The organism is Gordonia sp. N1V (assembly GCF_029269935.1).
Lineage (GTDB): Bacteria > Actinomycetota > Actinomycetes > Mycobacteriales > Mycobacteriaceae > Gordonia > Gordonia polyisoprenivorans.
Window position 1 is genome coordinate 1 of sequence record NZ_JARJDD010000008.1, and the last position, 22,494, is coordinate 22,494.

The window sequence follows — 22,494 nt, forward strand, 5'->3', positions numbered from 1 at the left end:
TGCGGTGGTCTCGAGACGCTCCGGCTCGCTCCGCTCGCGCGGGGCTCCTCGACCATCGGGGAAACGGGTTCCTCGACCATCCGGGGGAAAGGCTCCTCGACCGTCGGGGAAACGGGCTCCTCGACCATCCGCGGGGCTCCTCGACCAGCGCGGGCCTACTGCGCGATCAGCTTGTTGACGGTGCGGTTCAGGAAGTTCGGGATGAACTTGGCGGCGTTGTTGAGGAACAGCGTCTGGGTGCCGACGGAGTAGCTGGTGCGGTGCAGCAGGCGATCGATGCGATTCGGGTTCACCGACTCGTAGACCTTCTCGGCAACCTCCTCGGGCGTGATGCGCACCCCGAGGGTCTTGGTCGACTTGGCGTCGTTGTCGGCGAGGGCGGTCTTGGCCCACAGCGGCCAGATGCCGACGACGCGGATGTCCTCGTGCTCCCACTCGAGTTCGAGGGCTTCGGTGAGGCCGGCGACGTAGAACTTGGTGGCCGAATAGGTGGCGATGCCGGGCTGGCCGTAGATCGCCGACGCCGAGGCGATGTTGACCAGGTGCGCGCCCGGCGTCTTCCTCAGGTACGGGTAGGCGGCCTGCGCGCCGAGGGTCACGCCCAGCGCGTCGATGTCGATCTGCGCGCGGATCGCCTCGGGGGTGATCTCGTCGAGGCGTCCCGCGACGAGGATGCCCGCGTTGTTGTCGAGGACGTCGAGGGTGCCGCCGGTGTGTTCGGTGAATGCGGCGAGTGCGTCGGCCCACTGTTGTGGTTCGCGGACGTCGAGGATTCCGGTGATGAAGTCGGGGTGATTGGCGGCCACCTTGTCGAGTGCTTCCCGGTTCACGTCGTAGACGCCGACGGTCCACCCCTCGCGCTCGAACCGCTCGGCCGTCGCCAGCCCGATGCCCGACGCACCGCCGGTGATGAAGATGGAAGACATGTGCACTCCTCGGTGTGACCTGCGCGAACGTGGTATCACTCAGAACTTACTGGTGAGTATAGTAGCGAAGCTGTTTACCCGGTCACACGGGACTGCTATCTTGACAACAAGCGTTGATATGACATCAGTCGTTGTCATAGAAAGACCCGATCGAGACGGAGGCACCGCGACATGACCGCCGCAATGGACCGCACAGCTCCTCACACCCCCACTGACGACGACGGAGTCGTCGTCAGCATGCACGACCAGGGAACCGACGAGGTGTCGACGCGCCTGCTCGCGTCTGCCGCCCGGCTGTCGCGCAATGCGATGACCGAGATCGACTGGTCTCTGCCCATGGACCCGACGAAGTACGGCTGCAGCCCGGAATGGTCGTCGCTCTACGGCACCGCCTACTGGGACGAACTGACCGAGGAGCAGCGCATCTCGGTCACCCGCCACGAGTTCGCGTCGATCATGAACATCGGCATCTGGTTCGAGATGATCCTGCAGGAAATGGTCGTCCGCGATCAGTACCTCGGCGCCTACCACAGCCCCGAGTTCCAGTTCGCGCTCACCGAGATCGCCGACGAGTGCCGCCACTCGATCATGTTCGCCAAGGCGAGTGAGAAGATGGTCGGCACCTCCTACAAGCCCACCAAGTGGGTCGGTCGGCTCGGCAGGTTCTTCAAGGGCACCGCCAAGAACGAGGTCGCCTACGCCGGCATCCTCGTCGCCGAAGAGGTCCTCGACGTCTTCCAGCGCGGCTGCATGCGCGACGAGCGGGTGCTCCCGTTCATCCGTACCGTCAACGAGATCCACGTTCTCGAGGAATCGCGGCACATGAAGTTCGCGCGCGAAGAGGTGCGTGAGTCGATGCAGGGCATCAGCTGGGCCCGCCGCCAGTTCAGTGCGCTGTACGTGTCGGTGGCCGCGTACATGATCGTGTCGAGCCTGGTCCAGCGCAAGGCATTCGAGGACGCCGGACTCGACGCCGACCGTGCCGTGGAGGAGATGAACCACAACTCGCACTTCCAGTCGATGATCCGCAGCAGCTGCGCGCATTTGATGGAGTTCCTCGACGAGGTGGGCCTGCTGACCCGCCCGGCGATGCACTACTACCGGAAAGTGCACATGCTCTGATGTTTGTCATCACCCAATCCTGTTGCAGCGACGCAGCATGCGTGTCGGTCTGTCCGGTCAACTGCATCCACCCGACTCCTGAGGAGCGGGGCTTCGGGACCTCCGACATCCTGCACATCGACCCGCAGGCCTGCATCGACTGTGGTGCTTGCGCCGACGCCTGCCCGGTGGACGCGATTTTCCCCGCCGACAAGCTCGGCACCCGCGACAAGGTCTTCGTCGAGATCAACGCCGACTACTACAAGAACAACCCCGACGTGACCTCGGGGTGGTCGGACGTGGTCTACCCGGAGATCCCGAAACTTCCTGCGGGACTGCGCGTTGCGTTGGTCGGCACCGGACCGTCGGGTGGTTACGCCCTGCGGACCCTGCTCGACCGCACCGAGGCACAGGTGACCGTCATCGACAAGCTGCCCACCCCCGGCGGTCTCGTGCGTGCCGGCGTGGCCCCCGACCATCCGGGTACCAAGGGTGTGTTGCGCGGCTTTGACCTGCTCTACCGCGATCCCCGCGTCACCATGGCCACCAACGTCGAGGTGGGGGAGGCGCCGGGGCAGATCACCCCCGCCGAACTCGCGGACCATTTCGACGCCGTGTTCTATGCCGTCGGCGCGAGTGAGTCACGGCGCCTGGGGATTCCGGGTGAGGAGCTTGCCGGCTCGACGTCGGCGACCGAACTCGTTGCGTGGTACAACGCGGTGCCCGGCGCTGACGCCGCACCCCCGATCCGTCGCGATCACACCGCGACCGGCCGGGCCGTCATCGTCGGCACCGGCAACGTCGCTCTCGACGTCGCCCGTATCCTCATCTCGCCGCCGGAGTTGTTGGCCACCACCGACATCGCCGACCGTGCGCTGCGCATCCTCGAGGAGCAGAACGTCCACGAGGTCGTCGTGCTCGGCCGTCGTGATCAGGCGTCGGCGGCCTACACCTCGGCCGAATACCGTGCGTTGTCGACGATTCCGGGTGTGGAGGTCGTCGTCCACGACGATCCCGACGCCGAATTGCCGGACTTCACCGGTCCCGCCGACCCGCAGCACCGTCGCATCGTGTTCCTCTTCCACTCCGCCCCGGAGCGCATCCTCGGCCAGACGCAGGTCGAGGCCGTCGACGTCCGAACCGGATCGCACACCCGTCGCATCGCTGCCGATCTCGCGGTGCGCTCCATCGGGTATCGGTCGGTGCCGATCGCTGGACTGCCCTTCGACGACACGCGTGGCGTGTTCCCCAACGACGAGGGCCGGATGCTCGATGAGCACGGGCAGGTCATCCCGGGCGTGTATGTCCTGGGGTGGGCCAAGCGCGGCCCGAGTGGTGGTATCGGTGCCAACAAGATGTGCGCGCAACGCACCGTGGAGGACTTCATCGACGACGCCGTCGCGGGTGTCCTGCCCCGATCCGGGCGCGCGGCCGAGGAGTTCGGAGCGTTGTTGCGCAAGCGAACCCGCCACGTCATCGGCTACCGCGGCATGCGCGCCATCGACCGCATCGAACGGCGCCGCGGCGAGGAGCAGGGCCGCCCGCGCGTGAAGTTCACCCGTATCCCCGACATGGTCGGCGCGGCGGGATGGCGCAAACGATGACCGCGGCAATCGAATCCCCGCGGCCGGTCTGGTATCGCCGATCCCTGCTCGCGGTGTTCATCGCGTCGTTCTTCACCCAGAATGCGATTGCGCTGCCGTATGTGGCGCGCAACGGGGCGTCGTCGGCGAAGGACTTCTTCGTCGGGGACATCCTCAAGACCACCCCGGGCCGGTTCGCGATGGTCGATCTCGGCTACGTCGTGCTGGGCTTTCACCTCTGGGCGTTCGCCGAGGCGCGACGGCTGAGCATCCTGCGGTGGTGGATCGCCTCGGTGGTACTGACCTTCGGCGTCGGCATCGCCACCGCGATCCCGTTCTTCCTGCTGGCCCGCGACCGGGCCCTCTCCCTAGGAGACGGTAGCCCGCTGCGAGAGCGGTGCAGCGGGGCCAATGGGTCAGTCAGCTGACGTGCGCGTACCGAATCCTTGCATATTCCTGGTGAATTCAAGTGATTTGTTGTCCGCGAAAGTGTCGGGTGAGAATGCCGGGTCGGTCATCACACCCCAAGCTCGACGGCGTTGCATCGCGAGGTTTCCGGCGTCGTAGAGAGGGAAGACGATGGCTTCACGGTAGAGCTTGGCCAGCGGAAAGCGGCGGTCGAGTGCGTTGACGCCGACCACGCGCATGCAGTCGTAGACCACGCTTTGCATCAGGTCGCCGCAGTAGGTCTTGTTCATTCCGGCGATGGCATGGCCTTGCCCGGGATGGGTGTCCATGTAGTGGGCGGTCTTCCAGCTGAAGTATCGGCCGGCTTCGATGCGGGCTGCGATTTCGGTGAGAAGGTTGCCCACTGCTTGATGATGGATGATGGGCGCGGTCCCGCCGCCGGTGTAGGTCCTCGCCCACTTGAGTGTGAAGTCGTATGCGCTGCGCGCTACGGCCACTGCGGCGATACTCGCGATGGGTGCCGACCAAGTGAAGTTGCGATGTATGAGCAGGTCTCCCTGGGTGCCGGTCAGCATGTTCTCTTCGGGGATATGAGCGTCGCGAAAGGTCATGGTGACGTTCTGGCATGTGCGATGAGCCATCTTGTCGATGACCTCGTAAGTGATGCCTGCGGTGCCGCGCTCGACGACGAAGGCACCGAGTGCGTCGACGGCGCCGCGGGTGGTATCGGTGCGTGCGACACACACATTGATGTCGGCACCTCGAAGGTCCCATCCTCCGGCGTTGGCGGGCCAGTGTTTCTCGCCGTTCACCACAAACTCGCCACGGCGTGGTTTGTGTTCAGCGAGAAGTTGTATGCCTGCCATGGGATTCGGATGGTCGAAGTTGGCGGTGCCGCCGCGTTCGCTGACGACCCAGCCGGCGAGGAAAGTGCCGGTCGTGTCCTCGGCGGCCTTGGTAATCCAGCGTTCGCGTTGTTCTTCGGTACCGAGCCACAAGATCGGCATGAGCGAGAGTCCGTTGACGAGCAGAATCGTGGGGAATCCTGGGTCGGCGGCGCAGAGTTCTTCGATCGCGATGAGGAAATCGACGTTACTTGCGCCACCACCGCCGTACTGGCGAGGCAGAAACATTGTGGTGAAGCCGTTCTCTGCGGCGAGCCGATAAATCGGCTGCATCGCGCGGAACGCCTCATGCGGATCGCCGATCGCGTCGGCGCGCTCGGCAGCAGGACGCAGCACGTCGATGGCGAATTCGCGCGCACGCGCTTTCAGCCGCTGTTGCTTCTGTGTCAGGTCGAACCCGATAGCCACTTACTACCTCCGAAGGAAGCCAGCACAACACGGACGGCAGCTAGCCGAGCAGACGGGCCGGGGAGCAGGCCCGATGACGCCTCGGTCAAGCGGTCATGCGACCGGGGGGCCACTGTGCGTCATGCCGAGTGCTCCCAGCAAGCCGTAATCATTGGTGGCGATATCTTCCAGCGTGGCTTGATCGAGGACCTCGAAATACGCATCGAGAGCTTGGGCGAAGACATTTCGAGCCCCGCACACCCCGGCGATCCGGCAGTAGCGGACCGGTCCGAGGCACTCCACAACGGCGAAGTCGGACTCCATGATTCGCATGACCTGACCCACCGTGATCGTGGACGGATCTCGCACCAGATGCACTCCGCCGCCCCGGCCGCGCGTCGTCTCCACAATGTCGGCCCCGGCCAACTTCTGTACCACCTTGTCCAGGTGGTTGCGCGAAATACGGTGAGCCGCTGCGATTTCGGCGACTGATCCGCGCTGTTCGGGCGCGACACGCAGGTACAGCAGCACCCTCAGGGCGTAGTCGGCGTGGCTCGTGTGCTTCATGGTGGCCTCCAGCGGCAACGTGTTCACCGATCGTACCGGCCTTCAACGGTTGCCGCGGTTCGCGCGAGTGAGGGTGTGGCCGCATCTGTTACGGACTGATCGAGCCACACCCTCGTCCGCGTCAGCCGGCGATGGTGCCGATGCTTTCGTGGTGCTTGTCGAACTGCACGTATTCGTCCTCCATGATGGCGCGCGGGTTGAAGGCGGGATCTGCGATGATGCCGTGGACACGTCGACGCTGCATGCCCATGTTGCCGCCGTCGTAGATCGGCAGGACCGCGGCTTCGCGCAACAGTTTTCCGAATCCGTTCTTCGTCTCCAGGCTGTTGACGCCCACGATCTGCATGCATTTGTAGACGCAGTCGAACATCAGCTCGGTGACCTGGATCTTGTTCATGGCCCCGACCAGCTCCGCATGCTGTTCGTGCTTGTCGAGGTAGTCGGCAGCCCGCCACGAGAATGAACGTGCCATCTCAATCTTCGATGCCACGTCACCGAGCACGTAGCCGACGTTCTGGAAGCCGATGATCGGCTTGAGTCCACCTGCGGTGTTCGTCTTGGCCCAGTTCAGAGCGGTTTCGTATGCGGCGCGGGCCATTCCGACGGCCGCGATGGCTGCCACCGGACCGGACCAGGCGAAGTTGCGGTTGATGACCAGATCGCCGTTCCCCGCCGCGCCGGGCAGAAGATTGGCGGCGGGGATTCGCGCATTGTCGAAGACGATCTCGGCGTTGGAGGCGAGTCGATGGCCGATCTTGTCGAGATGACGGTAGCTGACACCCGGTGTGTTGCGCTCGAGGATCAGGGCGGACAAACCCTCGGTTCCGCCCTTCTCCGAATCGGTGCGGACGATGAGTGTCCCGGCATTGGTGCCCTGTTCGTCCCATCCGGCAGAAGACGGCCAGTACTTGCGGCCGTTGACAAGGTAGTCGTCACCGTCGCGCACCGCGGTGAGCCCCACCCCGGCCGGTCGCGGCAGCTGGATATCGAAGTTCGCTGTGCCGGCGGGGTTGCCGGGCGGCTCGCTGGCTGTCCACCCGCCGAGGTACTCGCCGGTCGGATCGGATGTCGCCGCAGTGAGGAACTTCTCCTTCTGTTCATCGCTGCCGTACCAGGCAATCGGCATCAGTCCCAATCCGTTACACAGCACCGTGCAGGCGAAGCCGGGATCGACTACGCAGATCTCTTCTGCGGCGATGACCAGGTCAACGCAGGACACGCCGCCTCCGCCGTACTCGGTGGGCAGCATGCACATGGCAATCCCGGCCCGATAGGCCTCGATGTACGCAGGCTTGGTCAGTTGAAATCCCTTGAGCGGATCGGGCTCCGCGTCGGCTTCGACGATGACGGGTGCCAGTACGTTCTCGGCGAATTCGCGAACCTCGTGCTGCAGTTTGCGCTGCTCCGAGGACATTGTGAAGTTGATGGACATTGGGTGTCTCCAGTTCTGCAGGGTTTTCACAGACGACCACTGCTTGGCCCCGTTGCTCGAGCTGCGATCGACCATGAGAATCCCAAACCGGTATGTCAGATACCGGTTTGGTTCTGTTACCTGCGGGATACCGCTCATTGCCGATTCCTCACCGTGCCGCCGGCCGACTGTGAGATCCGCACCGGTCGTGCTCGACAGTGTCCAGATCTTGAACACAGCCGTGGCTGCGATCTTCCTAGCCCGAGACCTCCCGGCCGCCAGGTCGGGACGTGAGCGCCTGACAACGCCCTCGTAACACGGCAGCAAGTCGTATTTCACGCGGCGTCGGGATAGTGGCCCCATGGCCAGTACCCCGCACTTCCTTCAGGGCGTCTTCGCGTTCACCGGCTCCGGACTCGCCAAGCCCGCGCCGATCGATCCGGGGCTGTCGTATGTGGTGCCCTCCGGACTGACCGCGCAGCCGTTGTACTTTCGCGGCGGCAACAGCTCCGGCGAACTGATCTCGGTGACCCTCATGCGTGACGGCGCGCCGATGCGGATTTTCCCGATGGGCGCACGGGGTGCGGTCAACGTGCCGCTGCGGGTGGTGCAGGACGTCGACCCGGATTCAACCCTCGAACTGCTGCTCGCCGCCCCCGAAGGATGCGTGGGCGAGGTCGTCATCGACTTCGGCATGGTGCTCATCTGATGGCGGACCAGGTGCCGGGAGATGAGGGTGCGGTCGCGACGCGTCGCCTCGTCGTCGTCGGCAACGGCATGGCCGGCGCTCGTACGGTCGAGGAGATCCTGGCACGCGGCGGCGGTGAGCAGTTCTCGCTCACCATGATCGGCGACGAGCCGTACGGCAACTACAACCGGATCATGCTGTCGCACGTGCTCGCCGGGGAGAGCACCGTCGATGACGAAGACCTCATGCTGAACCCGATGTCGTGGTACGCCGACAACGGCGTCATCCTGCACGCCGGCGACCGCGCGGTCGCGGTGGATCGCTTCGCCAAGACCGTCACCTGCGAGAGCGGCACGGTCATCGGCTTCGACGTACTGATCATCGCGACCGGATCGCACACCTTCTTCCCGAACATGGACGGACTCCGCGAACCCGACGGCCGGTTGGCGCGAGGGGTTTTCGGATTCCGCACGATCGCCGACACCAACGGCATGCTGCAGATGGCCACCTCGCGTGATCACCTGCGCGCGGTGGTCATCGGTGGTGGGCTCCTCGGGCTCGAAGCCGCCCACGGCCTGAGCGCCCAGGGCGTCGCGGTGGACGTGGTGCACTCACCCGGACACCTGATGAACCAGCAACTCGACGAACGCGGCGGAAAAGTCCTGCGCAACACCATCGAAGCACTTGGGGTGGGCGTGCACACCGGCAAACGCACCACCGCAGTTCTGCGCACCGACACCGGAACCGTTGCGGGCGTGCAGTTCACCGATGGTGACACCCTGCCCGCCGACATGATCGTGGTGACCGCGGGCATCCGCGCCAACGTCGAACTGGCGCGCGGCGCCGGGCTGGTCGTCGAACGCGGGATCGTCGTCGACGACCAGATGCGTTGTGAGGATGAGGCATTCATCTACGCCGTCGGTGAGTGCGCGCAGCACCGCAGCGAGGTGTACGGCCTGGTCGCGCCACTATGGGAACAAGCGGCGGTCCTCGCCGATGTACTCACCGGCGCCGACCCGCATGCGGAGTACCACGGTTCACGCCTGACCACCAAGCTGAAGGTGGCGGGCGTGGACGTCGCGGCGATGGGTGTCAAGGGCCCGGAACGTGAGGACGACGAGTTCGTCCAGTTCTACGAACCGCGCAACGGCATCTACAAGTCGGTGGTGGTGCGCGATGACAAACTCATCGGCGCGATGCTCCTCGGCGACGTGTCCAAGGTCGGCTTCCTCACCCAGGCCTTCGACGAGAAGGTACCGCTACCCGCCGAACGCATCTCGATGCTGTTCGACATGGGAACACCCAGTGCGGCAACAGGTGCCGCGGAGCTGTCCGACGACGCGCAGGTGTGCAACTGCAACGGCGTCACCAAGGGTGATCTCGTGGCGTGCGTCCGCGGCGGTGCCACCAGCGTCGCCGAGGTGTGTGCGGCCACCCGCGCAGGCAAGGGGTGCGGCTCGTGCAAGGGGCTCGTCGCCGACGTCGTCGAGGTCGCGGCCGGTGACGCATTGACCTCCGATGCCTCCGCCGACTGGTACGTCCCGTGCATCCCGTTGGCGAAACCCGAACTGATCGAGGCGATCCGGCGCCAGGATCTGCGGTCGGTCAGCGCGGTGTTCGCCGCGCTCGCACCCGACGGGGAAGACGCGACGGCGAAAATGCCGTTGGCGTCGTTGCTGCGGGTGGTGTGGGGAGCCGACTGGCAGCGTGAACCGGGCGCGCTGTTCGTCAACGACAGGGTGCACGCGAACATCCAACGCGACGGCACGTTCTCGGTGGTGCCGCAGATGAAGGGCGGGGTCACCTCGCCGCAACAGCTGCGCCGGATCGCCGATGTCGCAGAGAAATACGACATCCCGATGATCAAGGCGACCGGCGGTCAACGGCTCGATCTGCTGGGTGTCACCAAGGAAGACCTCCCCAAGGTGTGGGCCGATCTCGGCATGCCGTCGGGGTATGCCTACGGCAAGAGCTTCCGGACGGTGAAAACCTGTGTGGGCACCGACTACTGCCGGTTCGGCCTCGGTGACTCGACGGCGCTGGGGATCGCCATCGAGTCGCGATATCAGGGACTGGAATCGCCGGCCAAGCTCAAACTCGCGGTCACCGGATGCCCCCGCAACTGTGCGGAGGCACTGTGCAAGGACTTCGGGGTGGTGGCCATCGGCAACGGACTCTGGGAGATCTACGTCGGCGGCGCGGCCGGCGCGCACATTCGCAAGGGTGATCTGCTGGCCACCGCCGACTCCCCGGAGGAGGTGATCCGACTGTGCGGCATCTTCATCCAGTACTACCGGGAGAACGCCAAGTGGCTCGAACGCACCTATGTGTGGGTGCCGCGGATCGGGATCGACGAACTGCGCGCGATCCTCGTCGACGATCGTGACGACCTCGTCGCGGGTTTTCAGGAACGTATCGACGAGGCCGTCGCCGGCTACGTCGACCCGTGGCTCGACCGCGACGAGCCGAAGTCGCCCGCCCAGTTCTCCTCCGCCCTGCCGTTGTTGCCGCTGCCGCAGGTGCCGGTCCGGTGACCGCGGTCGAGCGCCGAGGCTCCGAGCCCGTCAGTCCCGAGTCCGTCACCGCAGAACCGGTGGAGATCGGCGAGATGGCCGACCTCGCACTCGGGGAAGGTCGCGCATATGTGCTCGGCGACAAGCAGATAGCGGTGTTCCGGATGACCGACGGCACGCTGCGCGCCACCTCTGCGGTCTGCCCGCACAAGGGCGGCCCGCTCGCCGACGGACAGTTCGACCTCGGCACCATCGTCTGCCCGCTCCACCAGTACGCATTCGGCTTCGCCGACGGTGGATGCGCCACAGCGGGTATCGGAACGATCGAGGTCTACCGTGCCGAGGATCGTGACGGGCACATCGTGGTGTGGGCGTAACGGCGACTCGCCGGCCCGCGTCAGCCTTTCGCCACGTCCTGCGCAGCCACCTCGGGCATGGCCTCCTCCTCGGCAAGCAACTCCACCTGTCCGGACATGGCGTCGATGTCCTCGAGCGCGGGCACCGGACGGCCGTCGAGGACGAGTCGCATCCGTTCCTTGTCCAGTTGGCCTTCCCAATTGGCGACGACGAAGGTGGCCACGCAGTTGCCGAGCAGATTCACCGACACGCGCATCGAATCCATGATGCGGTCGGCACCGAGCAGAAGGGCCACCGCCGCGACGGGAATGCTGCCGTGGCCGATGGCGGTCACCGTCGCTGACAGAGCGAGAAACGACGACCCCGGCACCCCGGCCATGCCCTTGGAGGTCAGCATGAGGACGAGGACGGCCGTCAGTTGTTCGCCGAGGCTGAGATTCACACCGAGTGCTTGCGCGAGGAACAGCACGCAGATCGACAGGTAGAGTGTGGCTCCGTCGAGGTTGAACGAGTAGCCGGTGGGCACCACGAGTCCGGTGGTGGTCCGCGAACATCCGGCGTAGGTCAGTTTGGTCATGATGCGCGGCAACACGACCTCGGTGGAGGCGGTGCCGAGCGCGATGAACAGTTCATCCTTGATGTAGCGCAGGAACTTCCAGAGATTCACCCCCGCAAAGACGCGAACGACCGCAGCCAGCACGAGGATGAACAGCACCGCGGCGAGGTAGCAGCACGCGATGAGCTTTCCGTAGCTCGCCAGTGACGACAGTCCGTATTGGCCGACGATATAGGCCATCGCGCCGAAGGCGCCGACCGGCGCGAGTTTCATGATCCAGCCGATGATCAGGAAGAAGACGTGGCTGGACTGGTCCACGAACGAGACGACGACGGGGACCTTGGAACCCAGTTTCGCCAGGGCCAGCCCGAACAACACGGCGAAGAACAACACCTGCAGGAGCTCGTTCTCCGCGAACGCCGAGATCACCGACGTGGGAATGATGTTCATGAGGAACTCGACCGTGTGCGGCAGCTCGCTGTTGCCGGTTGACTTCGCGACCGCGTCGGCGCCGGTGGCCAGGGTTTGCGGGTCGATGCTGAATCCGCTGCCGGGCTTGACGATGTTGCCCACCGCCAGGCCGAAGATCAACGCGAAGGTGGTGACCACCTCGAAGTAGATGAGTGCCTTGACGCCGATGCGGCCCACCGACTTCAGGTCACCGACGTGAGCGATCCCGAGCACGACGGTGCAGAAGATGATGGGCGCGATGAGCATCTTGATGAGCTTGATGAACCCATCTGCCAGGGGTTTGAGCGCCGATCCGGCATCGGGCCACAGTGCTCCGAGGACGATACCGGCGATGATCGCCACGATCAGCCAGGTGAACAGCGAGGTATACCAGGCGCCCCGGGTTGGGCGGGCGGGTCCCTCCGACGGCACGGTGATGTCTGTGGTCATCCGGCGAGTGTGGCAAAGAGCCAATTCTCTATAGTTAAACGGCCATTACGGTGGGGTGAATTCACCTCTGTGCACGATCCGCGGGATGCCGGCCCGTGATCTCCGCTCGGTCAGTACACGTCGCGCACATACCGCTTGTCGGCGGCGAGCGCCTTGACGTACTGCTCGGCGCTCTTCTCCGACAGCTTTCCGTACTGGGCGACAACACCTTTCAGCGTTGCGTCGACGTCGCGGGCCATTCGGCTCGCGTCACCGCACACATAGATGTGAGCACCGTCGTGCAGCCATCGGTAGAGCTCGGCGCCGTGTTCGGCGATGCGGTCCTGCACGTAGATCTTGCGGTCCTGATCGCGGGAGAAGGCGACGTCGAGGCGGGTCAGCAGGCCGTCGGAGAGCATGTCGGTGAGCTCGTCGCGATAGTAGAAGTCGGTGGCGCTGTGTTGTTCTCCGAAGAACAACCAGTTGCGCCCACCGTGCCCGAGTGCACGCCGCTCGTGGAGGAATGCGCGAAATGGTGCGATCCCGGTGCCGGGTCCGATCATGATCATCGGGGTGTCGGGGTCGGCGGGCGGGCGAAAGTGGTTGGTGGGCGTCACGAAGACGCCCACCTCGGCGCTCTCGGCGTGGTCGGCGAGGAAGGTCGAACACACGCCCTGCCGTGGGATGCCGTGCACGTTGTAGCGCACCGCGGACACCGTCAGGTGGACTTCGCCCGGTGCGGTCAGGGGTGAGGACGAGATCGAGTACGAGCGTGGTGCAAGGGGTTTGATGTGGTCGACCCATTCCTGCGGGTCGGCGTCGACGCGGGTTGTCGCCAGCACGTCGACCGATTGTCGTCCCCACGACCATGCACCGAACTCCTCCTTGTTGCCAGGTGCTGAGAGTGTGGACAATGCCTGATCGCCGCTGCGTTCGGCCATGAACCGGACGAGATCGGGTGTGAGGCGAGCGATCTCGAGATGGTCACGAAGGGCCTTACCGAGGGTGGTCGTCCCACCCGGACTCGTTGGGCCGTCGGGGATCTCGACTCTGGCCTGCGGGTCGAGGCGGGTGTGGTGCAACCACTCGTCGACCAGGCTCTCGCTGTTGCGTGGGTAGACGCCGAGCGCATCGCCGGCCCGATAATCCAGGGTGCCCGGCGGAAGGTGGAAGGCGAAGTTGCGCACATCCTTCGCCGAGCCGGAGGTGTTCAATCGTCTGTTGTGGATCAGGCTGGTACGCAATGGCTTCTTGCGTGAATACCCGGGCGAACTGACCTGCGCGGAGGGTTCGCGAACCTCGACGCGTGCGGCGGTGACGTCGGTGGGCGTCGGGGCCTCGGGAGTGAGACGGGTGAGAACGCGCTCGAGCCACACCCCGGCGGGCTCCTCGAAGTCCGGCTCGCAGTCCACCCGGTCGGTCAGGCGCGTCGCCCCGAGCTCGGCGAGCCTTTCGTCGAGTCTGCGTCCGTGGCCGCAGAAGTCGTCATAACTGGAATCGCCGAAAGCCAGTACCGAATAGGCTAATTCGTCGAGTGCGGGCGCGTCGTCGGCGTTCAGTCGCTCCCAGAAGCCGGTGCCGTTGTCCGGTGCTTCACCGTCGCCGGTGGTCGCCGTGACGAACAGTGCGGTGCCGGACAAGGTACTCGGATCGCACTCGTCCATCGCGGTGGCCGTCACCGGATGTCCGCCCTCGCGTAGACGTGCGGCCACGGCCTCGGCGAAGTCTTCGGCGTTGCCCATCTGCGACGCCCACAGGACGCTGATCGCTGCGCGTGACGGCGCCGGCGCCTCGACGGATCTCGCATCGGCATCCGGGTTGGCGCGGGCCGCGCGTGAGAACATCCCGGCCAGTACTCCGTTGACAAAGGCCAAGGTGTTCGCCGTGAGCGGCGCGCTCGCGGGCAGGGTCGGCACCGCGTCGTGGGGCGGTGCCGCGCGGAGTCCGGCCACGAGACCGGCGAGATAGGTCCGTTCGGAATCGGTGAAAGACGGAGTGGTGATCGCGGAAACTCCGAGGGCCGCCGCGAGCGAGTCCACAAGCGCGGTCGGCGCGGTGGCGAGCGCCGTCGCCGGGATAGCAGGCGCGGTCGGCGCGGTGGCGGGCGCTGTCGCCGGGACCGAAGGCGCTGTCGACGGCGGTTCGGCGACACAGACTCTGGTGAGGGCGACGGCGCACACCTTGAACTCCGGTTGCTGGGAGGCGGGGTCGATGGCATCGGAGGTGACCGCGTTGATCGCGAGGTGCTCACCCCAGAGGTCATTCCAGTGAAAGGGGACGAAGACGCTGCCCGGGCGGACGCGGTCGGACACCTGCGCGGGCAGTACCGCACGCCCGCGTCGGGAGGCCACCTCGACACGGTCGGTGTCGGAAATCGCCAGCCGGGCAGCATCATCGGGGTGGATCTCGACGAACGGTCCGGGCGCGAGCTTGTTCAGCTTGGCGACCCGCCCGGTCTTGGTCAGCGTGTGCCACTGGTGTGGGAGGCGCCCGGTGTTGAGCAGGATCGGATAGTCGTCGTCGGGCATCTCCGCCGGATCGACGTGCGGCCGCGCGAAGAATTGTGCGCGACGCGTCGGTGTGGCAAAGGCCAACCGCGGGCGGGTGCCGTCGTCGAACTGGTGCAGCGTCTGGCTGTGACCGTCGTTGAGGTAGCGGACGGGGTGTCGCCCGTCGGTGTCGGTGTCCTCCGGCGGGCACGGCCATTGGATGGGGGAGCGGCGCAGCCGCTCGTAGGTGACACCCCGGAGGTCGTAGCCGGTGCGCGGGTTGTGAAAACGGCGGATCTCGTCGAAGATCTCCTCGGCGCTGTCGTAGGTGAAGGCATCGGAATATCCCATGGCGCAAGCGATCCGGGCGATGATCTGCCAGTCCGGTAGCGCCTGACCGGGTGCCGGCATGGCCGGGGAGAACAGGGTGATGTTGCGTTCGGAGTTGACCATGGTGCCGGTGGATTCGCTCCACAGGGCGGCGGGCAGGACGACGTCGGCGTAGGCGTTGGTCTCGGTGGCGGTGAAGGCGTCCTGGGTGACGACGAGCTCGGCGCGGCGGAGCCCGTCGATGACGGTGCTCCGATTGGCCACCGAGGCAACGGGATTGGTGCAGATGATCCAGCACGCCTTGATCTGCCCGTCGGCCATGCGGGAGAACATGTCGATGGTGCCGCCGCCGACGTCGGTGCGCAGGGTTCCGGCGGGCAGGTGCCATTGCTCTTCGACGAATGCGCGGTCCTCGTCGGAGGTGACGGCCCGCTGACCGGGCAATCCTGGTCCCATGTAACCCATCTCGCGGCCACCCATGGCGTTGGGCTGACCGGTCAGCGAGAACGGCCCGCTGCCGAGTCGGCAGATCGCGCCGGTGGCGAGGTGAAGATTGATCAGCGCGTTGGTGTTCCACGTTCCGTGCGTCGACTGGTTGAGACCCATCGTCCAGCAACTCATCCAGTTGCCGGCAGTGCCGATCAACGCCGCCGCGGCCCGCAGGTCCTTCTCGTCGATCCCGCAGATCTCGGCCACTCGCTCCGGTGGGTACTGCTCGGCGAAGGACGGCATCTGCTCGAAGCCATCGGTGAACTCGGCGATGAACTCCTCGTCGAGATGGCCGCCGACGATCAGCAGATGAAGGATTCCGTTGAGCAGTGCGAGGTCGGTGCCGGAGCGGACGGGTAGGTACAGGTCGGCTTTGTCGGCGGTGGCGGTGCGTCGCGGGTCGGCGACGATGAGGGTGGCGCCGGCCTTGACGCGGTCCATCATCCGCAGGAACAGGATCGGGTGGCAGTCGGCCATGTTCGCGCCGATGACGAAGAAGACGTCGGCGGTGTCGAAATCCTGGTAGGAGCCCGGTGGGCCGTCGGCGCCGAGTGACTGCTTGTAGCCGGTGCCGGCGCTGGCCATGCAGAGGCGCGAGTTGGACTCGATCTGGTTGGTGCCGATGAAGCCCTTGGCGAGCTTGTTGCTGAGGTACTGCGCCTCCATCGACATCTGACCGGACACGTACAGGGCCACCGCGTCGGGGCCGTGCTCGTCGATGATGGCGCGCAGCCGGCCGGCGGTGTCGAGGAGAACGTCGTCGAGGTCGGCGGGGTGCGGCTCGGCGTCGCGGGAAGAACGCACCAGCGGGGCGGTCAGCCGGCCGCCGGAGTTCAGCATGTCGGCGGTGGTGGAGCCCTTGGTGCACAGCCGACCGAAATTCGTCGGGTGATCCTTGCGCCCCGTGCTCTTGAGCACCCGCATCGGCTCGTCCGATTCGCCGGACACCGTCAGATCGAGTCCGCAGCCCACCCCGCAATAGGCGCACAGCGATGCGGTGGTCGACGGCGAAGTACTCGGCGGGCTCACCGTCCCAGCGTCGGTACCGCGTGTTTCGCGACCTGAATGCCGCGGTTACACCGCAATCAACTTGGCCTCACACGGGTGGTCGGTAGATGTGCGGGCTGCACCGGTCCCATTGAGCTGAGGTGCGGGCCACGGCCAGAAAGGTTCTTTGCGAAGGGTGCGCTCAGCTAAACCGCTCGGTAGACTCCAGGCTCGTACAGTGAATCCGACGCGTGAGGTCTAAGAACATGAACATTCTCGAAATCATCGAGCAGTCCGCCCAGTACTTCATCCAGAACATCGGCACCACTTTGTCGGCGATCGGCACACTGTTCGGTTCCTCCTAGGACACTGAATTCTGAAGCGGCCGGTGACCTCTTGGTCACCGGCCGCTTTTCTTCGGGGTCCTACGCTCGGCCGAAAGTTCGCACGACCTGCGCGTTGCTCAGACACCTCTCAGTAGTTGTGGATAAAACTAGTACCCATGCGAATACTCGTGGTCGATGACGATCGGGCCGTGCGTGAGTCGTTGCGCCGATCGCTCACCTTCAACGGCTACACCGTCGACACCGCAGGTGACGGCATCGAAGCGTTGGAGAAGGTGGTTGCCGAGCGACCCGACGTCGCCATCCTCGATGTGATGATGCCGCGCCTCGACGGCCTGGAGGTATGCCGGCGATTGCGTTCCACCGGTGATGACCTGCCGATTCTGGTGCTCACCGCACGCGATTCGGTGTCCGAGCGGGTGGCCGGCCTCGACGCCGGAGCCGACGACTACCTGCCCAAGCCGTTCGCGATGGAGGAACTCCTCGCGCGTCTGCGTGCCCTGCTGCGTCGCGCGGCCCCCGAGGACGGCGCCGACTCGGAGACCCTGACGTTCGCGGATCTCTCACTCGACCCGGTGACCCGCGACGTCTACCGCGGCGAACGCCAGATCAGTCTGACGCGCACCGAGTTCGCGCTGCTGGAAATGCTGATGGCCAATCCGCGGCGGGTGCTCTCGCGCAGCCGGATCCTCGAAGAGGTGTGGGGCTACGACTTCCCGACCTCCGGTAATGCCCTCGAGGTCTACGTCGGCTACCTGCGGCGCAAGACCGAGGCCGACGGGGAGACCCGCCTGATCCACACCGTGCGCGGCGTCGGATACGTGCTTCGGGAGACGCCGCCGTAGTGGCCAACCCCGGACATTCCCCGGTGGGCGCCGAGACGGATTCCGCATCGCCGTCGCCCTTCACCGAGGGACACACCACGTCGGACACACCGACGTCACCCCTGGATGCGTCGACTCCGCACGTGACGACTCCGCACGCGTCGGCGATGAACCCCGGCAGCTCGATGCCCCTGCGGATTCGTCGGGGCGCCGCGCGTCGGTGGTTCCGCCTGCGCAAACACGGCGAGCGCGAGATGCGCGCGCCGATGCCGTTGACGCGCTCGGTCTCCCTGCGAGTGCGCGTGACACTGCTCTCGGCGACGGTGGTGCTGCTCGCGGTGAGTCTGATGGCTGCGGCCGCCTACTTCGTCGTCTACCGCGCGATGTACAACGAGATCGACACCGGGCTGGAGAGTCGTGCCGACGGGATGACGTTGCTGGCCAAGAACGGCACGATCAACCAGCGTCCGGCGGCGCTGCTGACCGGAACCGTGTTCTCCACCAGCATCTCCATCGGTCTCGTCCGCCCGGACGGCGTCGCGCTGACCGTCGGTGAGGTGCCGTTCGGTGATGCCGAGCGGTCGGTGGCGATGTCGCCGACGCGGCCGGGCAACAACGCGCAGAGCCTGCGGACCATCAACAACCAGCGGGTGCTCGCGCGCAAACTCGACGACGGCAGCACGCTGATCCTGGCGCAGTCATTGCTGCATACCGATCGCACCCTCAAACGGCTGGCCTGGGTGCTCTTCGTGGTCGGCTGCGGAGGGGTGGCTCTCGCGGCGCTGGCCGGCATGACCGTGGCCCGAGCGGGGTTGAGACCCGTTGCCAGACTCACGCGGGCCACCGAACGGGTGGCCCGCACCCAGGACCTCACGCCGATCCCGGTCACCGGCAACGACGAGCTGGCACGTCTGACCGAGAGTTTCAACACGATGCTGCGTGCGCTCGCCGAATCGCGGGACCAGCAGGCGAGATTGGTCGCCGACGCCGGGCACGAGTTGCGTACGCCGTTGACGTCGCTGCGTACCAATCTCGAACTGCTGATCGCCTCGAGCGAACCCGGGGCGCCACCGGTGCCCGCCGCCGACATGGTGGAACTGCGCTCGGACGTGATGGCCCAGATCGGCGAACTGTCAACGCTCGTGGGCGATCTCGTCGACCTCGCACGCGAGGATGCGCCCGAGGTGGTGCACGAGGAGATCGACCTCGGTGAGGTGGTCTCCGGCGCGCTCGAGCGGGTGCGGCGTCGCCGATCGGATGTGGAATTCACCACGACGCTGATGCCGTGGTTCGTCTTCGGCGATCAGCACGGCCTCGCGCGTGCGGTGCTCAACGTGCTCGACAATGCCGCCAAGTGGTCGCCGCGCGGACGCACGGTGGAGGTCACGCTCACCCAGCTGAACCCCACCACCGCCGAACTGTCCGTCGCCGACGCGGGCCCCGGCATTCCGGAGGAGGACCGGGCGCTGGTGTTCGAGCGTTTCTACCGGGCCACTCAGTCGCGGTCGATGCCCGGGTCGGGACTCGGGCTGGCGATCGTGCGTCAGGTGGTGGTCCGCATGGGTGGCACGGTACGTGCCGAACAGTCACACCTCGGCGGAGCAGTCATCCGAATGACATTGCCGGGGCATCCGGCGCCGATGGAACCAACGCCGCAGGTGGTTCGTCAGTAGAGAGATGACTCGACTGCGATGCTCAGGACGGTGTTCGCGCGCAGGCCAGGTACTTGATCGCCTAGGGTTGTCTGCGCCACGACAACGGTGACGGACACCCGCGGTGACAACCACGGCGAGCGACACAGGACCGGTGCCGACGACAGGACTGGCGGACATGCGCCCGCCGGCAGGGATTCTCGACGAAAGATGTGGGGACGACGATGACGGGTGGAGGTTCGCACCGCGGGCCGTACGGTGATGACGCGCAGAACCCCGGTGACGCGCCGAACTCCGGTGAGTCCGGGTGGACGGGAGCCTATGGCCGTCCGGGCCAGGAGTCGGGTGCGCCCGGATATTCGCCCGGTCCCTCGACCGGCCCCATCCCCACTTATAGTTCACCCCAATACGGCTCTCCCCAGTACGGGTCACCCCACTACGGCTCGTCGGGCTCGGCGCCGTGGGAACGGACCTCCACCTACGGCGACAGCTCCGGATCGAACCCGGAATCGCGGTCGCAGACACCGGGTTTCGGTGAGGGTACGACGCCGACACAATCATTCGGCACTGATCCCTACGGAGCTCAGCCCTACGGTTCGGCGCCTTCCGGTGCGCACGGCACCGAACCGCTCGGCGCGTACGGGGCCGGATCGGGCCCGGCGGGTCCGTCTGGGCCGGGAACCGGTTTCGGTGATCCGCAACCACTGCCGGAGCCGCAGGGCCCCAAGAAGAAGTCCCGTGGCGGATTGATCGCGGCGCTCGTCGCCGGCGCCCTGGTGATCGGTCTGGTGGCCGGTGGCGTCGGCGGATTCGTCGGCTCCCAGCTCAACGACGACTCGACGTCGACGGCGGCCAACAACCAACCGTTGGGCGGCGATCCCAGCGCGCGTGACAGCGGCTCGGTGCCGGCGCCGGAGGGCTCGGTCCAGCAGGTGGCTGCGCAGACCCTGCCGTCGGTGGTGTCGATCGACGTCACCACGGGCACCGAGCAGGGTGAGGGTTCGGGCGTCGTGCTCAGCGCCGACGGCGTCATCATGACCAACAACCACGTGGTGAGTGGCAGCAATGGCCGCCCCGCCACCGACGTCGTCGTGAACTTCCAGGACGGCTCGCGTTCCGCGGCCCGCGTGCTGGGCGCGGATCCCATCTCTGATATCGCCGTCATCAAGGTCGACAAGTCCGGCCTGACCCCGATCAAGGTCGGGACTTCCGACAATCTCGCGGTCGGCCAGGACGTCATCGCCATCGGAGCGCCGCTGGGCCTGCAGGGCACGGTCACCACCGGCATCATCTCCGCGTTGAACCGCCCGGTCTCCACGCAACGCGAGGGTGACACCACCTCGGTGATCGACGCGATCCAGACCGACGCGGCGATCAATCCCGGCAATTCCGGTGGCGCGCTGGTCAACGCGCGTGGTGCACTGATCGGTGTGAACACCGCGATCGCCACCCTCGGCGGCGGCAGCGGCGGCGAGGAACAGCAGAGCGGCAGCATCGGACTCGGCTTCGCGATCCCGATCGACCAGGCGATTCGAGTGGCCAACGAGCTGCGCGATACCGGCAAGGCGACCCACGCCGGTCTCGGGGTGTCGGTGCGGCCGAGCACCGATCCGAACTCTCCCGGAGCCCTGATCGCCGACGTACAGGCCGGTGGCCCGGCCGCCGCAGCCGGGATTCCGAAGGGTGCGATCGTCACCAAGATCGACGACCGCAACATCGCCACCGGTGACGCCCTCGTGGCGGCCGTGCGCTCACACAACCCCGGTGATCGAGTCCAGGTCACCTACACCGCAGGCGGACAAACGAAGACGGTGACGGTGCAATTGGCGACCCTGCAGTCGAACTGACCGAAGAGGTGGTTCGCGCGGCTTCGCTGCGACGAATCACCGTGCAGTGCCGACGACGACCATGCCGCATCACCACGAGCACGCCGTAGGCGTGTGCGAACGCAGAGAGGACAGTGGCCATGATGACCAGCGACTCCGATTTTCAGGTGGCTGAGCTCCCGATGACCGAAGGTACCGAGGTGGATCCTGCCGACGTGGTGGCCGCCGATGCCGCTGCGCGCGCATTCGCAGCCCGTCAGGGCGGTTCGGCACGTGAGTCCGCGGGCGACGAGGTGGGTCGAGCGCTGGTCGTCGTGGTCGACGACAGGGTGGCCCACGGCGACGTCGACAGCCCACTCGGCCCGCTGGTGGGGGAGTTGCTGGAGGAAGCCGGCTTCCACGTCGACGCGACGATCCTCGTCCCCGGCGACGAGGTGGAGATCCGCAACGCACTGAACACCGCGGTGATCGGCGGGGTCGACCTGGTGGTGTCGGTCGGTGGTGTGGGCGTGGGCGCCCGCGATGTCGCGCCGGAGGCGACCGAACCACTTCTGGATCGCCGACTGCGCGGTATCGAGGAGGCGGTTCGGAGCTCGGGACTGGCTGCGGGCGCCACCGACGGCGGACTTTCGCGCGGGCTGGCCGGAATCTCGGGGCAGACGCTCGTGGTCAATATCGCCGACTCACGGGCAGCGGTCCGTGACGGGATGGCGACCGTGGCGCCTCTCGCAAAACATGTGATCTCGAATATCAGGGACTTCTGACCCTGTCGGATTCACGCACTCGGACGGGGTGAACTGTTGTCCGGACATGAGACTCACGGCGCGGGTGACGCGGCACACGAATGCGCTCAGGTGCATGGATCGTCCGATCCAAATTTGGCCGATGAGCAGTCGGTTCATGTTCGTGATGCCGCGCGACGTCGGCGTGACCTGGACGCGATCTTCGGTGATTCGTTGCCCGAAACAACTCGCGATGAACGTGATCTACGTCACAATAATGAGGGGCGTGCGCGTTACGACCATGAGCGTCCGCCGCACTACGAATAGTGCCCACAGCCCCAGCAGCAGCCAGTTTTCCTGTCATTAACATTGGGCGTTGTTTCGATTGCTGAGGGCAGATGCATGTTAGTGAATGAATTCCCTGAGACACGGCTGATTCCAGCTGTTGCCCTCTTTGTGACCTCTCAGATAGCGTTCGCACGGACTACACCGGTACCCAGCGTGGAGGACCGGTAGCGGGTCCTGCAGAACCACGCGAGTGGCGATGTAG

At 65.8% G+C, this 22,494-nt stretch carries 16 protein-coding genes; 10 read left to right on the forward strand and 6 right to left on the reverse strand.

Going from position 1 to position 22,494, the window contains the following annotated elements; all coding sequences use genetic code 11:
• Positions 1-155: 155 nt before the first annotated feature.
• Positions 156-926: an SDR family oxidoreductase gene (locus tag P3L18_RS12220; protein ID WP_079931659.1), complete on the reverse strand. Its 771-nt coding sequence runs from the start codon at positions 924-926 to the stop codon at positions 156-158.
• A 171-nt stretch (positions 927-1,097) separates the two neighbouring features.
• Between P3L18_RS12220 and P3L18_RS12225 the strand changes: the two genes are divergently transcribed.
• Genes P3L18_RS12225 through P3L18_RS12235 form a run of 3 tightly spaced genes read left to right on the forward strand, consistent with a single transcriptional unit; the run spans position 1,098 to position 4,038 of the window.
• On the forward strand, positions 1,098-2,048 hold the full coding sequence (locus P3L18_RS12225) for a diiron oxygenase (protein ID WP_079931660.1): 951 nt from the start codon (positions 1,098-1,100) through the stop codon (positions 2,046-2,048).
• A complete protein-coding gene (locus tag P3L18_RS12230) occupies positions 2,048-3,631 on the forward strand; it encodes an FAD-dependent oxidoreductase (RefSeq protein ID WP_276114185.1) in 1,584 nt (527 codons plus the stop codon). Before P3L18_RS12225 ends, P3L18_RS12230 begins: the two co-directional genes overlap by 1 nt.
• On the forward strand, positions 3,628-4,038 hold the full coding sequence (locus P3L18_RS12235) for a DUF2834 domain-containing protein (protein ID WP_006372080.1): 411 nt from the start codon (positions 3,628-3,630) through the stop codon (positions 4,036-4,038). The genes P3L18_RS12230 and P3L18_RS12235 overlap by 4 nt, the downstream gene beginning before the upstream one ends.
• Here the strand turns inward: P3L18_RS12235 and P3L18_RS12240 are convergent.
• The 3 genes from P3L18_RS12240 to P3L18_RS12250 all read right to left on the reverse strand — a co-directional run bounded on the left by P3L18_RS12240 (position 4,027) and on the right by P3L18_RS12250 (position 7,309).
• Complete coding sequence (locus tag P3L18_RS12240) at positions 4,027-5,331, reverse strand: acyl-CoA dehydrogenase family protein (RefSeq protein ID WP_276114186.1); 1,305 nt, start codon at positions 5,329-5,331, stop codon at positions 4,027-4,029. The two genes, P3L18_RS12235 and P3L18_RS12240, sit on opposite strands and share 12 nt — an antisense overlap.
• 93 nt (positions 5,332-5,424) lie before the next feature.
• Positions 5,425-5,904: an Rrf2 family transcriptional regulator gene (locus P3L18_RS12245; RefSeq protein ID WP_276114187.1), complete on the reverse strand. Its 480-nt coding sequence runs from the start codon at positions 5,902-5,904 to the stop codon at positions 5,425-5,427.
• A 94-nt stretch (positions 5,905-5,998) separates the two neighbouring features.
• A complete protein-coding gene (locus P3L18_RS12250; protein ID WP_006372083.1) occupies positions 5,999-7,309 on the reverse strand; it encodes an acyl-CoA dehydrogenase family protein in 1,311 nt (436 codons plus the stop codon).
• A gap of 340 nt (positions 7,310-7,649) precedes the next feature.
• Between P3L18_RS12250 and P3L18_RS12255 the strand changes: the two genes are divergently transcribed.
• The 3 genes from P3L18_RS12255 to P3L18_RS12265 are packed head-to-tail and all read left to right on the forward strand — an operon-like array spanning position 7,650 to position 10,866.
• Positions 7,650-7,997: a molybdopterin oxidoreductase gene (locus P3L18_RS12255; RefSeq protein ID WP_276114188.1), complete on the forward strand. Its 348-nt coding sequence runs from the start codon at positions 7,650-7,652 to the stop codon at positions 7,995-7,997.
• Positions 7,997-10,510 (forward strand): nitrite reductase large subunit NirB, encoded by a 2,514-nt coding sequence (gene nirB, locus P3L18_RS12260; protein ID WP_276114189.1) that lies wholly within the window; start codon positions 7,997-7,999, stop codon positions 10,508-10,510. Before P3L18_RS12255 ends, nirB begins: the two co-directional genes overlap by 1 nt.
• Positions 10,507-10,866 carry a Rieske (2Fe-2S) protein gene (locus P3L18_RS12265; protein WP_276114190.1) on the forward strand — a complete coding sequence of 120 codons (360 nt, stop codon included), beginning with the start codon at positions 10,507-10,509 and terminating at the stop codon, positions 10,864-10,866. Before nirB ends, P3L18_RS12265 begins: the two co-directional genes overlap by 4 nt.
• Positions 10,867-10,886: 20 nt before the next feature.
• Here P3L18_RS12265 and dctA read toward each other — a convergent pair whose 3' ends face one another.
• Positions 10,887-12,302: a C4-dicarboxylate transporter DctA gene (gene dctA, locus P3L18_RS12270; protein ID WP_276114191.1), complete on the reverse strand. Its 1,416-nt coding sequence runs from the start codon at positions 12,300-12,302 to the stop codon at positions 10,887-10,889.
• Between the two features lie 110 nt (positions 12,303-12,412).
• Positions 12,413-16,618 carry a bifunctional nitrate reductase/sulfite reductase flavoprotein subunit alpha gene (locus P3L18_RS12275; RefSeq protein WP_276114192.1) on the reverse strand — a complete coding sequence of 1,402 codons (4,206 nt, stop codon included), beginning with the start codon at positions 16,616-16,618 and terminating at the stop codon, positions 12,413-12,415.
• A 460-nt stretch (positions 16,619-17,078) separates the two neighbouring features.
• On the opposite strand from P3L18_RS12275, the gene P3L18_RS12280 reads away from it, so the two are divergent.
• The 4 genes from P3L18_RS12280 to P3L18_RS12295 all read left to right on the forward strand — a co-directional run bounded on the left by P3L18_RS12280 (position 17,079) and on the right by P3L18_RS12295 (position 21,986).
• The gene (locus P3L18_RS12280; protein WP_014359185.1) at positions 17,079-17,765 is read left to right on the forward strand and encodes a response regulator transcription factor; all 687 of its coding nucleotides are present in this window, start codon (positions 17,079-17,081) and stop codon (positions 17,763-17,765) included.
• Positions 17,766-17,929: 164 nt separating this feature from the next.
• Positions 17,930-19,417 (forward strand): HAMP domain-containing sensor histidine kinase, encoded by a 1,488-nt coding sequence (locus P3L18_RS12285; protein WP_208796028.1) that lies wholly within the window; start codon positions 17,930-17,932, stop codon positions 19,415-19,417.
• A 203-nt stretch (positions 19,418-19,620) separates the two neighbouring features.
• The gene (locus P3L18_RS12290) at positions 19,621-21,243 is read left to right on the forward strand and encodes a trypsin-like peptidase domain-containing protein (protein ID WP_276114193.1); all 1,623 of its coding nucleotides are present in this window, start codon (positions 19,621-19,623) and stop codon (positions 21,241-21,243) included.
• Positions 21,244-21,362: 119 nt separating this feature from the next.
• Positions 21,363-21,986, forward strand: a complete 624-nt coding sequence (locus tag P3L18_RS12295) for a molybdopterin-binding protein (RefSeq protein ID WP_276114194.1) — start codon at positions 21,363-21,365, stop codon at positions 21,984-21,986.
• Positions 21,987-22,494: the final 508 nt, after the last annotated feature.

Bases quoted from the DNA above. Each gene is read 5' to 3' on its own strand.
- P3L18_RS12220 (WP_079931659.1), bottom strand. From the start codon at position 926: ATGTCTTCCATCTTCATCACCGGCGGTGCGTCGGGCATCGGGCTGGCG.
- P3L18_RS12225 (WP_079931660.1), top strand. From the start codon at position 1,098: ATGACCGCCGCAATGGACCGCACAGCTCCTCACACCCCCACTGACGAC.
- P3L18_RS12230 (WP_276114185.1), top strand. From the start codon at position 2,048: ATGTTTGTCATCACCCAATCCTGTTGCAGCGACGCAGCATGCGTGTCG.
- P3L18_RS12235 (WP_006372080.1), top strand. From the start codon at position 3,628: ATGACCGCGGCAATCGAATCCCCGCGGCCGGTCTGGTATCGCCGATCC.
- P3L18_RS12250 (WP_006372083.1), bottom strand. From the start codon at position 7,309: ATGTCCATCAACTTCACAATGTCCTCGGAGCAGCGCAAACTGCAGCAC.
- P3L18_RS12255 (WP_276114188.1), top strand. From the start codon at position 7,650: ATGGCCAGTACCCCGCACTTCCTTCAGGGCGTCTTCGCGTTCACCGGC.
- nirB (WP_276114189.1), top strand. From the start codon at position 7,997: ATGGCGGACCAGGTGCCGGGAGATGAGGGTGCGGTCGCGACGCGTCGC.
- dctA (WP_276114191.1), bottom strand. From the start codon at position 12,302: ATGACCACAGACATCACCGTGCCGTCGGAGGGACCCGCCCGCCCAACC.
- P3L18_RS12280 (WP_014359185.1), top strand. From the start codon at position 17,079: ATGCGAATACTCGTGGTCGATGACGATCGGGCCGTGCGTGAGTCGTTG.
- P3L18_RS12285 (WP_208796028.1), top strand. From the start codon at position 17,930: ATGCCCCTGCGGATTCGTCGGGGCGCCGCGCGTCGGTGGTTCCGCCTG.
- P3L18_RS12290 (WP_276114193.1), top strand. From the start codon at position 19,621: ATGACGGGTGGAGGTTCGCACCGCGGGCCGTACGGTGATGACGCGCAG.
- P3L18_RS12295 (WP_276114194.1), top strand. From the start codon at position 21,363: ATGATGACCAGCGACTCCGATTTTCAGGTGGCTGAGCTCCCGATGACC.